This is a genomic window from Peribacillus phoenicis (genome assembly GCF_047238085.1).
In the GTDB taxonomy this organism is placed as follows: Bacteria; Bacillota; Bacilli; order Bacillales; family DSM-1321; genus Peribacillus.
The window spans coordinates 4,867,282-4,881,181 of the sequence record NZ_JBDFMF010000001.1; the positions used below are offsets into that span (position 1 = coordinate 4,867,282).

The 13,900-nt window shown below is 41.8% G+C and carries 11 protein-coding genes and 1 pseudogene; 5 read left to right on the top strand and 7 right to left on the bottom strand.

All coding sequences use genetic code 11. The annotated features are described in order from the left end of the window. Positions 1 to 27: 27 nt before the first annotated feature. Positions 28 to 1,170: a sensor histidine kinase gene (locus ABC374_RS24170; RefSeq protein WP_350300632.1), complete on the bottom strand. Its 1,143-nt coding sequence runs from the start codon at positions 1,168 to 1,170 to the stop codon at positions 28 to 30. Between the two features lie 613 nt (positions 1,171 to 1,783). On the opposite strand from ABC374_RS24170, the gene ABC374_RS24175 reads away from it, so the two are divergent. Next, entirely contained in the window at positions 1,784 to 2,419 is a 636-nt protein-coding gene (locus ABC374_RS24175; protein ID WP_413019985.1) for a YigZ family protein, read from the top strand. A gap of 178 nt (positions 2,420 to 2,597) precedes the next feature. Then, positions 2,598 to 3,620, top strand: coding sequence for an LCP family protein (locus ABC374_RS24180; RefSeq protein WP_413019987.1), 1,023 nt, complete (start codon positions 2,598 to 2,600; stop codon positions 3,618 to 3,620). Positions 3,621 to 3,775: 155 nt separating this feature from the next. On the opposite strand, the gene ABC374_RS24185 is transcribed toward ABC374_RS24180, so the two are convergent. The 3 genes from ABC374_RS24185 to ABC374_RS24195 all read right to left on the bottom strand — a co-directional run bounded on the left by ABC374_RS24185 (position 3,776) and on the right by ABC374_RS24195 (position 6,777). Continuing rightward, on the bottom strand, positions 3,776 to 4,825 hold the full coding sequence (locus tag ABC374_RS24185) for a glycosyltransferase family 4 protein (RefSeq protein ID WP_350302979.1): 1,050 nt from the start codon (positions 4,823 to 4,825) through the stop codon (positions 3,776 to 3,778). An 86-nt stretch (positions 4,826 to 4,911) separates the two neighbouring features. After that, positions 4,912 to 6,015, bottom strand: coding sequence for a glycosyltransferase family 4 protein (locus ABC374_RS24190; protein WP_413019988.1), 1,104 nt, complete (start codon positions 6,013 to 6,015; stop codon positions 4,912 to 4,914). An 18-nt stretch (positions 6,016 to 6,033) separates the two neighbouring features. Next, entirely contained in the window at positions 6,034 to 6,777 is a 744-nt protein-coding gene (locus ABC374_RS24195) for a WecB/TagA/CpsF family glycosyltransferase (protein WP_350300636.1), read from the bottom strand. 111 nt (positions 6,778 to 6,888) lie between these two features. Between ABC374_RS24195 and ABC374_RS24200 the strand changes: the two genes are divergently transcribed. From ABC374_RS24200 to ABC374_RS24210, 3 genes are read left to right on the top strand one after another with little or no spacing between them, the layout of a single operon-like run. Further along, complete coding sequence (locus ABC374_RS24200; protein ID WP_413019989.1) at positions 6,889 to 8,319, top strand: O-antigen ligase family protein; 1,431 nt, start codon at positions 6,889 to 6,891, stop codon at positions 8,317 to 8,319. A gap of 4 nt (positions 8,320 to 8,323) precedes the next feature. After that, positions 8,324 to 9,850 carry a murein biosynthesis integral membrane protein MurJ gene (gene murJ, locus ABC374_RS24205; protein ID WP_413019990.1) on the top strand — a complete coding sequence of 509 codons (1,527 nt, stop codon included), beginning with the start codon at positions 8,324 to 8,326 and terminating at the stop codon, positions 9,848 to 9,850. Between the two features lie 24 nt (positions 9,851 to 9,874). Beyond that, entirely contained in the window at positions 9,875 to 11,041 is a 1,167-nt protein-coding gene (locus ABC374_RS24210; protein ID WP_413019991.1) for a glycosyltransferase family 4 protein, read from the top strand. A gap of 37 nt (positions 11,042 to 11,078) precedes the next feature. Here the strand turns inward: ABC374_RS24210 and tagH are convergent, their stop codons facing one another. The 3 genes and pseudogenes from tagH to ABC374_RS24225 form a co-directional block, all read right to left on the bottom strand. Further along, the gene (gene tagH, locus ABC374_RS24215) at positions 11,079 to 11,876 is read right to left on the bottom strand and encodes a teichoic acids export ABC transporter ATP-binding subunit TagH (protein WP_350300640.1); all 798 of its coding nucleotides are present in this window, start codon (positions 11,874 to 11,876) and stop codon (positions 11,079 to 11,081) included. A 16-nt stretch (positions 11,877 to 11,892) separates the two neighbouring features. Continuing rightward, positions 11,893 to 12,690 carry an ABC transporter permease gene (locus tag ABC374_RS24220; RefSeq protein ID WP_350300641.1) on the bottom strand — a complete coding sequence of 266 codons (798 nt, stop codon included), beginning with the start codon at positions 12,688 to 12,690 and terminating at the stop codon, positions 11,893 to 11,895. A 3-nt stretch (positions 12,691 to 12,693) separates the two neighbouring features. After that, positions 12,694 to 13,896 (bottom strand): annotated as a pseudogene (locus ABC374_RS24225) (CDP-glycerol glycerophosphotransferase family protein); the annotation flags it as partial. Positions 13,897 to 13,900: the final 4 nt, after the last annotated feature.

Here is a 13,900-nt window from a genome sequence, read left to right on the forward strand (position 1 = left end):
CTATTTAAAATGTCTATTCTCTATAGTTTATATATGGTAGGGAATTTGTATAAATACTAAAGTGCCTGCCCCTGGTTGTGAATCTATCGTCATTTCACCTTCCAACAGCTCGACTCTTTCTCTCATTCCCACCAAGCCAAATGAACCTTCTTTTTGAATCGAAGCGTCAAACCCCTTTCCATCATCCTTGACGACGACGGTCACCATCTCCTTGGAAATGGACAGTTTAACTTGAATCTGTTTTGGGTCCGCATGCTTCAATGAATTTTGTACTGCCTCTTGAACCAGCCTGAATAAAGCGACCTCCATATCGGAAGGAAGCCTTTTGACCTGCCCAAGGTTGACGAAATTCAGATTCACGCCATTATTATAGTCTTCGGTCGTTTGCAGGTACTTTCTGAGGGTAGGAACTAGTCCTAAATCATCAAGCGCCATAGGACGAAGGTCATAGATGATTCTGCGCACCTCATATAAAGCATTCCTTACCATGACCTTTAAACTGCGGATTTCCACTAACGCTTCATCAGGACCTCTCTCCCGTTGCACTCGTTCTATCAGATCTGAGCGCATCATGACGTTTGCCAGCATTTGTGCCGGACCATCATGAATTTCACGTGAGAGCTTTTTACGTTCCTGCTCCTGGGCTTCGATTATTTTCAGGCCGAAGTCCTGTTTGCGTTTCGCTTCTTGAAGTGCTTCCCCGACAAATTTAAGATCCTGTGTCAAATAATTCTGTACTACCGATATTTGCGAGACAAGGTGCACCGCTTTATCGATCGTCTGCTGTAAACCCCTTAACCTTAACTCAAGCTCATCCCGGCGATTACGGAGCTCTTTCTCCAATTGCCGGTTAATTTGTAAATCTACTTGCAGCTTATGTGCCCTTTCATAAGCATCGCGCACCTGTTCTTCAGAAAAATGGTTGAAGTGCATACTGACTTCTGAAAGCCTTTTTCGAGCAAACCTGGCTTTTGAATCCAGTGCATCGCTGTCGGTTATCACAATGGCAACCCTGATTTTCACATCATCAAGCTCTTTTGATAATGACTCGAAATCCTTTCGGCATTGTTCGCCGATATCAAAGACTTCATCTTTACTTTCACTAACAGTGCTCACCATTGTTTCTAAGATCTTGTCCAATGCTTTAGCATCAACCTTTTTTATGGACATTAAGATCCCTCCACTTACCAAAAGACTTAAACAATTTATTGTCTTAAAGACTATGTATATGGAAAAAAGTTCTTTTCCTTTTTCATGAATGGTTAAATTTCAGGAAACTTTTGTATGAAGTAACCTTCATGAACATATTGTACCAAAAAAAGATTAAAAATACGTTAATTTCCTTTTGTGATTTCCATAAAATGTACATATTTACTATACATCTCATATTCCGGCCATTAAGTCTGCCTTTTAAAGGCAGAAAGCCATTTCAATTATCCTAATACATATATCCTTTTCAAACAAATGGGACATTCCGCTCCATTGATTATCATATGAAACAGATGCATTTATTAAATGGCAAAATCCTTTAAAAGAGAGGACACGTTAAGGTAAAGCCAGGATAATGGCACAGAACTCATGTTTTTACTACAATGTTATTCTTTTAAGCATATATGACCAGCTAATAACAATAACAGGCAATGAAATTAATTATAACACGTACAGCTTTATCTTATATTAAAGTTTCTTTACACATGCGGCTTGTAAATGAATCGTCATTGCCACTTTTTCCGCAAAGCCTTATAATAAATCAACTAATAGGAAGTACGAAGGTGGAATAGCAATGCTCACTAAATATTTAACAGTGGCAGGTCGCGGCGAACACGAAATTGTCATTGAAAAATCCCGTTTTATTTCCCACATCGCGCGGGTCGAAACCGAGGATGCCGCACAGGCCTTTATCCAGGAAATCAAGAAAAAGCACAAAGATGCCACACATAATTGTTCAGCCTATATGATCGGGGAACAAAATCAAATCCAAAAAGCCCTCGACGATGGGGAACCGAGCGGAACGGCAGGCGTCCCTATCCTAGAAGTGCTTAAGAAAAAGGATCTGAAAGACACCGCTGTTGTGGTCACAAGGTATTTTGGCGGCATCAAACTTGGTGCTGGCGGTCTAATTCGCGCATACAGCAAAGCGACTTCAGAAGGTATAAATACCACGGGTGTGGTCATTAGAAAACTAATGCGGGTCATTTCGACAACCATCGACTATACCTGGCTTGGAAAATTGGAAAACGAATTGCGATCTTCCATTTATCAAATAAAGGAAATCCAGTACCTTGATCAGGTCAATATCCTTGTATATGTTGAGGAAACACAAAAAGAGACATATACCGCTTGGATTACAGAGCTGACAAATGGTCAAGGCCACATCACCGAGGAAGAAATGCTTTATTTGGAAGAGGAATTCGCCTGATATATTTCTGCATATTTTTCCTTTTTTATGCTGTAATATAATTGAAAAGAAATATTTATTTTACGAAATTATTAAATCATTGTAAAATTAGGTGTAATATATGACGAAATATAAACTGCAGGATTCGAAAAATAGCGATATATGTCTGATGTTCGTTATTTAAAAGGAGAAGAAAAAGATGTCTACTACTAGGCGTGTTTATAAAATTAAAAAAACAAAGAAGAAAAGGCGAAAGAGGCTTTGGTTATTGCTTGTTCCCCTGCTGGTACTCGGTCTGGGCGCTTCTACGTATGCTGCAACCCTGTATATGAAAGCCCAGAATGTTTTCAATGATTCCTATGACCCCGTGGAAGCATCAGCAAAGCGAAGTGCAGCGATCGACCCGCTCGAAGATAATTTCTCGATCCTTTTCATAGGGATCGATGATAGTAAGGATCGTGATTTAAAAGGAAATTCCCGCTCGGATGCTTTAATTCTGGCCACATTCAATAAAGATCAGAAATCCATAAAACTATTAAGCATTCCACGTGATTCATATGTGTACGTGCCCGCCAAAGGCGTAACCACGAAAATCAACGCGGCCCATGCAGCCGGCGGACCAAAAGCGACGATGGACACAGTGGAGGAGTTACTCGATGTCCCTGTCGATTATTATGTTCGCATGAACTTTAATGCTTTCATCGATGTCGTAGATTCATTGGATGGCATCGAAGTCGACGTCCCTTATGAAATGTATGAAATCGATTCACATGACAAAAAGAATGCCATCCATCTCGAAGAAGGATTACAGACCGTCGATGGTGAAGAAGCATTAGCATTTGCACGGACACGTAAAAAGGACAGTGATATCCAACGTGGTGAGCGTCAGCAGGAAGTCCTGAAAGCCATCATTGCCAAAGCAACCTCGGCTGGATCACTGACGAAATATACGGACGTAATGGAAGCTGTCGGTGACAATATGACAACGAACCTTCAATTCTCGCAAATGAGAGGTTTCATAAAATATGTAACTACCGATAAAGGCATCAATCTTGAAACCATCAAACTTGAAGGTCAGGATTCTACCATTAGCGGAACCTATTATTATCAGCTGAACGAAACATCATTAGCGAACACTAAGCTGTTGCTTCAATCCCACTTGAACCTGGGACCAGATGAAGGCACTGAAACTGAAGCTGTTCAATCACAAATACAAGAATAAAGTGAAACCCCCACTCGTCATGAGTGGGGGTTTCCTTTTTTGTTATCTTTGCGCCCCCTCCAGTTAGGAGCAAAAAAGCCACCAGCCGTTACTTTACGGCTGATGGCTTTTCATATACCAAAATTGGCTAATCTAGCAATCTATCTCCAAAATGATCATGGCTTGTTTTTAAAGTTGAGCATCTTGAGCAACGGCTGGTAGTTTGAATTGACCAAACCAATTTTCTCCACAAAAATCTCTATGATCAGCAGAAGTCCCGTTACAAGGATCAATGCTCCCCACATCGTTGCAAATGAGAAGATTATGGCTGCTAAACCAAAGCAAGCAGCTAAAGCGTAAATGAGCAAGACAGTCTGTTTATGAGTGAATCCCAAATTTATCAAACAGTGATGTAAATGGGATTTATCAGCAGCCGAAATCGGCTGTTTATTGACGAGCCTGCGGATGATCGCGAAAAATGTATCCGAAATGGGAACACCCAAAATGATGATCGGTACAATCAATGAAATCATGGTAACGTTTTTAAACCCTAGCAGGGACAGGACGGCAATGATGTAACCTAAGAATAATGCGCCTGTATCTCCCATGAAAATCTTTGCCGGATGGAAGTTATATTTCAAAAAGCCAAGAGTGCTTCCAATCACGATCAATGCGACCATGGCAACAAATAGGTCCCCTTTAATGAGGGCCATAGTTGCAATTGTCACTAATGCGATCGTTGAGACACCGCCTGCAAGACCATCCAGTCCATCTATCAGGTTAATTGCATTAATGATGCTGACAATCCACAAAATGGTGATCGGTATACTTAAAACACCAAATTCAAGTGTATCGGTAAAGAACGGTAAATTGATGAATTCCACTTCAAGACCGCCCCATAATACGATGATGAGGGCAGCCAAAACCTGGCCCAGGAATTTGGGTGCAGCTCTTAATTCAAAAATATCATCAGCCATCCCGATCAAAATGATGACAAGGGCTCCCACCAGAAGGGGCAGCTGCTCCCCAAAATCATCCATGAAAAGCAAGTAGGTAATGAAAAAACTCAAAAATATAGCTAAACCGCCCATACGCGGCATAATTTTACTATGCACTTTTCGCTCATTCGGTTTATCAGTAGCTCCTAACTTAAAGGCCAGCTTTCCGACAAAAGGAGTCAAAAAAATGGATAATAAAAAGGCTACCAACAAGGCCCCTATTAACATCAAGAACATCAAGAACCACCTCAATTCAACTAAAAATCTAATACCCGTAACCGATCTATAAGAAAACCTATATATAAATGCTTATTTTAATTTTTCATCCTCAAATAAACATTATATACGTTATTGGCTAAAATCTCTATAGAAAAGTTGTTTTTTGCAAATTTTTGTAAATCCATCCCTATCTTTGTCAGGTCCCCGGATTTTTTTAATTTTAACGCATTGCAGATGGCCAATTTCAGCTGTTCGACATTGCCGATATCCGTTATCCAGCCCTTGCTTCGATCGGGAATCAATTCCTTTACACCGCCGACATCACTTGTGATTGCCGGAAGACCCGATCTTGCTCCTTCAAGTAAAACCAGTGGAAAACTTTCACTTAAGGAAGTCAATAGTGTGATGTCCCCCAATGGGTAGATTCGATCTAAATCTTCACGATACCCTAAAAAGTGCACGTGATCGGATAATCCCTTTTCCGTGACCATCTCTTCCAAAGCCGATCTCCTGCTCCCGTCCCCTGCAAGCAGCAGCTTTACACGGGGGAATTCCGATACCACTTCACTTAATGCCGCAAAAGCAAATTCATGACCTTTCACACGTTCAAGCCTTGCTGGCATGATGATGATGAAATCCTCTTGCCCAAACCCAAAATCTTCTCTTTGAAACGGGAAAGGCAGTTCCTTTTCAAAGTCAATTCCGTTTAGGATCTTTGTTATTTTGGACGGATGGATTCCTTGGTCAATCAAGTCCTGCTTAAAGCGGTCGGAAACCGCCAGTATATGATCGGCATATTGAAATGACCTTACATGAAGGCCCGTATACAATTTTCCTTTTACACCCTGCCCTAAAAAGTCATGTTGAGGTGAACTGTGAACAGTAAGAAGCCAAGGGCATTTAATGAAGCGCTTAATAAAGGCCCCATATATATTCGCCCGCGGACCATGTGTATGGATGATGTCTATATTATTTAGACGGATAAAGTCCCTTAAAGGTTTCAAAATTGAAAGGTCATATTTGGAATGTTGCTTGAAAAGTTCGGTTTGTATCCCGGAGGACATGGCCCGCCGGTATAGTTCACCATTTTCAAATACACCAAGCAAACACTCCTCTTTATTCAATTGGTTCAGTAAGGACATAATATGAAACATACCGCCGCCAGTTTCATTACCGGCGTTTAAATGCAAGATCCTCATCCAGTCCACTCCTTATGTTCAGGAACGCTGCACCGATTTCCTCAACCGCCTAACCTTTAATACGAATCTTGGCAGCGCAAGCATCCGTTTCCACCGTGAAGGTTGCTGGATAAGTCGGTACAACCATTCAAGACGCATCTTTTGCCAGAAAACCGGGGCGCGGTTCACCTTACCCGCAAGGACATCAAAGCTTCCCCCAACCCCCATGAATAACCCCTTATTGAAAAATGCATAGTGCCTGGAAACCCATTTTTCCTGCCTAGGGAACCCCAATGCAGTCAAAATGATGTCAGGTTCAAGTTCCGCTATCGACTTAGGCAGGGTATCATCCTTGATATCAATGTAACCATGGTTGTATCCCACCAACTCGAGACCCGGGTATAGTTCTTTTACTTTCAGGGCCGCCGCTTCAATCACGTTTTCCTCCGCTCCAAGCAGGTATACCTTCAGCGCTTTTTCATCAGCGACCCGAAATAATTCATTCATCAAGTCGAATCCTGTAATCCGCTCTTGTAAAGGTTGATTTAGCCATTTAGAGGCCATAATAATACCAACGCCATCAGGAGTGATGTAATCAGCCGATAAAATGATGTCTTTATAACCCTGATGTTCATTTGCATACTCGACTATTTCCGGATTTGCCGTAACGACAAACGTTTTTTCCTGATTCATCAATCTTGGATATATCATTCCATTCATGAATTCATCCATATTGCTATCAATGAATGGTATGGATAGTATCTCAACAAACTTTTCTGTCATTTCACTTCAGCCTTTCATATGTACTATACATCTAAAGGGTGGGGTATTATTCAAGAAATTTTTTCATACACATCATAGAACGTGATTTTGGATTCAAAGGTGGTTAATCAATTGAAGTTTATAGAAAAACAATCGTTACCCATTCTATTACTGTGCCTGCTCGTCCCATCGGCAGTGCCTCACCCTATCGCCGGTTACATGACAACGGCGTTGATGCTCGTTTTTATCGGTATAAATAAAAAAAACCTGTTATTAATTCTATTCATTTATTTCCCTGCCCGTCCCTTATTGATGGAACTGAATAGCGGCTTAACCTATACAGGTGACCTGATCATCCTCACCTTATTCGTTTCTTTGCTTATTGAAAGATTTAAAAAGAACGAATGGCAATTTTCGAAATATCATTTTACTGCGCCATTTTGGTTGTTTTGTTTAATTGGCGCCGCAGCTGCACTCATGAACGGAGTGGGAATCCTCCCCATCCTTTTTGAACTTCGTGCATTGCTTATTACATTCTTGCTTCTTTACATTATCGGTGAATTAAATCTAGAAAGAAAGGATATTATTCGCTTTTTGAAGGTTATCCTAATATTTACAATCTTACTTTGCCTCCATGGCATAGTGGAGAAAATCTTTTTACGCACGATCCTGCTTCCACACTCATGGGAAATGTGGAATCTTTCTCCAACAAACCGGATGAGGATTTATGGAGCACCTGCCAATCCCAATGTATTCGCCTTATTCTTAAGCATCCAGTTATTCCTTAGTTTCTTTCTATTTCAGTCGCTGAAAAAATATAAATGGATCGTCTTTCTCGCTGCCATCCTGCTTTCCGGAACGTTACTGCTTACCTATTCGCGGGGCACGATGATTGCATTCGGGTTCGCGGCGCTTGTCTTTATAATATGGACCAGAAATAAACCATTTCTCAAATATGCTGTAGGAGCATTTTGTCTCGGCCTGCTTCTTATTTATTACCCAGTTTTATTTGCATCAAGTAAAGTGGAGGTATCCGCATCGATTCCCATGGAAAATGTGATAATCGGCAGCACCCCCTCTACTGAAAACGAACATGCCCTCTCCAATCGTTTTTCAGATATGTTCTCTGATAAGACTCTGCACCAAAGTACAGAGTGGGGCCGTTTATATGTCCTGATCAAGGGAATTGAAATTTTCAAAGATCACCCGATAATCGGTACAGGGTTAGCAACCTTCGGAGATTCTGCCACACTATCCTTTTCCTCACCAATTTATCAGGAATACCAAATTGGTGAAAGGATGTATACCGATAATCAATATATCCAGATTCTGGTCCAAACTGGAGTGCTGGGCTTTCTTGCGGTTCTTGCATTCATCTTTTTAACCTGCCGTACAATCCTGAAATCAGGAAAAGGCACTTTGGCAGCGTTCACCATCTGCCTGATGTTGGCCGCATTATTAGCAGGACTTTTCTACAATATTCTCGAAGATAAAACGTTTACGCTGATATTTTATAGTTGTTTAGGATTCTGTTTACAGAAGCACATCATTTTAAAGGATTGAAAATATGCCTACTCTTTCACATGTCATTAAATCGGTCGGGCTCGTCACCATTATTGCAGCCATTGGAAAAGTCCTCGGATTCGGGCGGGAATCGATCATAGCCGCCTATTTCGGGGCATCATCGATGGCAGATGTTTTTTTCGTGGCAAGCCTCATACCAACCATTCTTTTTACGGCTCTCGGCAGCGGTCTTCAGGCCGGCGTTATTCCCATTTACTTGGAAAAGAAGGCGGATAACCCTTTGAAAGCTGATGAATTCATCAGTGTTTTAGGTTCTTTCTTTATGCTGGTAGCCGCAGTCATGACCATTGCCTGCATGCTTTTCATAAAGCCGCTCGTCTTGTTGACGGCCCCGGGTTTCTCTGATTCGGAGCTGGCCCTGACGGAGTCACTTACCCGGATCATGCTGCCAAGTTTACTATTTTTCACGCTTTCTTACATGGCGACGGGGGTCCTAAATGCGAATAAGCGCTTTATTCTGCCGGCCCTCACTTCCACTGCACAAAACACGGTCATTATCGCAGCCACCATTCTGTTCGCTGCTCCGTTTGGGATTGAAGGCTTGGCTTGGGGATTTGTGTTCGGTGCAGCAAGCCAGTTCCTTATTCAATACCCATCATTGAAGCAGTACGGAATCCGGCCCATCGTCTCTTTCCTGCCTCATAAACGGCAGATCGCACAAACACTGTGCACCTTTTATCCAATCATTATCGCCGCTTTGGCGATCCAGTTGAATAGTGTCGTCGATCGGATTATTGCGACCTCGCTCGAAACCGGAAGCGTATCGGCCCTGAACTATGCGAATCGCCTGCTGTGGCTGCCATTAAGCATTGTCCTCACGCCGCTGATTACCGTATTGTACCCTTCAATCGTCGAGCGCGCGCTTATAGGCTATCAATCTTTCCTTAATTTGACCTTAAAGGGGTTGAAATCGCTGTTGTTTTTAGCGATTCCGTTCATGGTCGTCATGTTAATCAGCGGAAACAGCTTAATCACTCTGGCTTTCCAACGTGGGGCTTTCGATGCTTCAGCAACCGAAATGACTTATAGGGCATTCATCTTTTATTCAGCTTGCCTCCCGTTCTTTGCACTGAGGGATTATTTGATGAACGCCTTCTACGCCTTGAAGAAAACGAAAGTGGCGATGTATTCCTGCCTGATTGCCGTATTGCTTAACGTCCTGCTCAGCTGGGTCCTATCACGTTATCTCGGCGTCGGTGGAATCGCTTTAGCATCGGGTATTTCCATGCTCCTGCAATCTCTCTACCTTTTCGTCTATCTATGGCTGAAGACAGCAAGAGCGGACAAGGCCGCTTTCAGGGATGTTTTTCAGGAAAGCAGCAAGCTTACCATCATCGGAGCCATCATTTACGGAATGGCTCTCTGGATCCACCCGCTTACCCTAAAGTTGCCCATCATCATGGAATTAGTGATCATCTCGCTGCTGGTATTCGGATTATATCTCGCATTATCCACTCTTTTTAAAGTAAGCAGCTTGCAAGCGCTGAAAAGGATCAAATCATCAAATTAATGCATTAGAAGAAGGAGTGCTACTATGGACATTTTAATCACAACGATTTTCAACTACCCTCATGAAGGAGGGCTATCGAGTCATATCACTACGTTAAAAAAGGGGTTAATGTCACGGGGACATCATGTGGACATATTATCTTTCTCACAATTACCCCCTTTCAAGAGGAAGATGCTCGCCCAGGCCCCAGGATTTTTATTAAATAAAGTAAAACAGGGGAGCGGCCAGCTTTTCAATGACCGGCAACGCCAAAAATTATTGGCTTCATCTATTAAAGCCTTGAAAAAGAACTATGATGTCATTAATGCTCAAGACATTTTCGCAACGCTTGCCTCCATCGAATCCGGGATACCGACGGTGCAAACCGTCCATGGGTATTATTCATTCGAGGCAGTCAGCAGGGGCGCCCTTCTTCCGGACAGTGAAGAAGATTTGACCATTCGCGAACTAGAAAGAAAAGCATATCAGTCCGCTGCAAAAGTAGTGACGGTCGATCAAAGGATCAAAGACTATATCAATCACTTGGCACATATAGAGGCGGATACGATCAAGAACTTCATTGACGTGTCTGCTTTCAAACCGGAAAGAGCAAAGCGGGAGCAAACTCGCCGGGACTTTCAAATACCTCTACATAAAAAGATGCTTTTCGTTCCGAGAAGAATGACGGAAAAGAACGGCGTCATCTACCCGCTTCTTGCTCTGCCGGAGGTGCTGGAAAACCATCCTGAAACAGTATTGGTCTATGCAGGTACGGGTGAACAGCGAAGCCGGCTTGAGGAAACTGCAGCCAGGATCAAAATATCAGATTCCGTACTTTTTCTCGGTTCAGTGCCGTTCGAGAAAATGCATAACCTCTATGAAGCATCGGACATCGTACTCATCCCAAGCGTTCATTCCCATGGGGTGGAAGAAGCGACTTCCATTTCCGCTTTAGAAGCGATGAGTTGTCGCTCACCCGTCATCGCAAGTGCAATCGGAGGTTTAAAGGAGATTCTCATTGATGGTGAAGATGGTCTGTTAGTAGCTGAAAAAAATGAAGAAGCACTTGCGAAAGCCATCTCCAACCTGCTTAATGATCCTGAATATGCAACAAAGTTAGCTACGAAAGCAAGATATAAAATGGAAAGCGAATACTCCCACCTTTCAGCTGCCGAGCGGTTTGAGAAAGCTTATGATGAAGTGCTTAACTAAAAAAAGCAGACCCGAAGCCCGGGTCTGCTTTTCACTTTCATACCAGTGCGGAACTGCGCCTTTTCATTTGTTCTTCACGGTATTTTTTCTGCTCTTTTTTAGACATGGCGTTATATTCTTTCAAGAATGCTTCATATTGTGGCATTACTTCGTTCATGGCACCGTATGCCTTTAACTCTCCATATTCAAGCCATAAAGCCTTTTGGCAAAATTTCTTCATCTGACCGATTGAATGGCTGACAAAGAACATCGTTTTGCCCTTTGCCTTAAATTCGTTCATTTTCTCTAAACACTTCTCAGCAAAGTTTTTATCCCCGACTGATAGGGCTTCATCAATAATCAGGATATCTGGATCGATATGCACGGAAATCGAGAAACCAAGTCTGGACTTCATCCCGCTTGAGTAGGATTTCACTGGTTGATCAATGAACTTACCAAGCTCTGAAAACTCGATGATCTCAGGCTCCAGTTCTTTGATCTGATTCTTGTCGAATCCAAGCATCAGCATTTTCAGTTCGATGTTTTCCCTGCCCGTCAATTGATTATTAAGGCCCGATGCAACGGCAATCAATGCCGGTTTCCCGTTGGTTTGGACATTTCCATCCGTTGGGGGGATAATGCCGGCAATAATATTGGACAAGGTTGATTTCCCGGAACCGTTGACACCGACAAATCCGATCACATCACCCTTTTCCGCTTCAAAACTAACATTCCTCAGAGCAAAATACTCTTCTCCATAGCTTTTCGGTAAAAGGAGATCCAATAATTTTTCCGAGCTTTTATTATATAATTTATATTTTTTCGTAACGTCTTTGACTATAACCGATTTTTCCAAATTTTCTCACTTCCGTTTACTTAAAGTCAACAAAGCGATCTCTAAACCTGACATGCAGCGTGGAACCTATCAAAAACAAGATGATTACGACTGCCCAGAAATAAAGCGTATATTCCCAATGCACTATCAGGTACCATGATTCCCCCAATAATGAAGCACGATACCCATCCACAATATAATATAGTGGATTCAACTTCATGATATCAGCGATGAGTGGATGATCTTTAGGATCTATTACCCAAAGGATTGGCGTTAAATAAAACAGCACTTTCATTAAGGACACGATTATATTGTGAACATCACGAATGATGGTCGATAATGTTGAAGAAATTAATCCGAATGAAAATAGCAAGGCAACCGTAGCTACGATAAAATACGGCAGTTGTATGATATAAAATGTGGGGAGGTAACCAGTGAAACCTAAAAGTATGATAATCACTCCAAGCAGCATAAGATGCTGGTACAGCTTCGCAAAAATGACATAAGTAGGAATGACACTCAGCGGAAAGCTCATCTTGGATACCATATTCAGTCGGGAATAGACAGATTTTGATACCTGGGTTGTACTCGCATTAACAAAAAACCAGACAACGATCCCTGCCATCAACCATGGTAGGAATTCCTCTCCGCGATTAAAGATCCCAAACCCGAATACGAACCAATAGATCGAAATCTGTATCATCGGACTGATGATCTCCCATAGGATTCCTAGATAGTTACTGCTGTTGGCACTTTTCACCTCATAAACAGACAAACGCCTTGCCAAATAAAAATTATTGATTTGTTCTTTTAAAACGGTCAAAGCTGAACTCATATATTACACAGACCTTCCTAAAAACACTTTTTCTATAACACGTCGTGTAGCCTGGCCATCCTCGAGTGCACAAAACCGTTCGTGAAAACGATTCATTTCAACTGTATTTTCTGATTCAATGGCCTTGATACTATCAATTATTTCATCAGACGTTTTAACTAACGAACCTGGTGCATTCGTTTCAAAATCAAAGTAAAACCCGCGAAGCTTGTCCCTGTAGTTTTCAATATCATATACATAGAAAAGCATCGGACGCTTTAAATTAGCGTAATCAAAAAATACTGAGGAATAATCCGTTATTAGTAAATCTGAAATTAGATACAAATGACTGATATCTTCATAACTGGATAAATTGTAAGCGAATCCTTGATAAGCCGATAAATCCAAGTTCTCGGAAATTAAATAATGAAGACGGAGTAATATTACATACTCATCCCCTAATTCCTGTTTCAATCGATTCAAATCCAGTTTAATTTCAAACTTATATTTCCCCTTGCCATAAAACTCATCATCTCTCCACGTAGGGGCATATAAAATGACCTTTTTCTCTGATGGTATACCCAACTTCCGTTTCAATGAATCGATTGTATCACGATTATTTCCATTGTAAAGTAAATCATTACGCGGATAACCTGTTTCCAAAATTTTAGAAGTATCGACATTGAAGGCCCGGGCAAAAATCTCACTAGAATAAGCGTTAGGGGATATTAAATAATCCCATTTACTTGATTCGGCATGGAAGTTTTCTTTATAACTTTCCGTGGTTGTCCCAGGCATATGCACTTCCTTCATATCTGCAGCAAGTTTCTTTAAAGGAGTCCCATGCCATGTTTGCAAATAGACCGTGTGCTTCGGCTTAGGAATCCACAGCGGCAGCCTGCTGTTCGTAACCCAATAGCGGGCTCGAGTCATTTTGAGCAGCCAACTAAGTGAAAAACGTTTGAGATATGGAATACCTGCCCCTTCGAATTGAGATGTATGCCTTTTATCTACACTCCAATACATTTTATATTCTGGATGGTGACTCTGCAAGTATTCATATATTGCCCGGGGATTGCAGCTATACTGCTTGCCTAAAAAGCTTTCGAAAACAACAAGCTTTTGATCTGCAGGCAACACTTTACCTGCAACGGCGAAAGCCATTTTATAGGCGCTCGTTAGCATAGCTTTCCCTTTCGTCACTATTGATGCCATATGCTTCCCCTTTCAA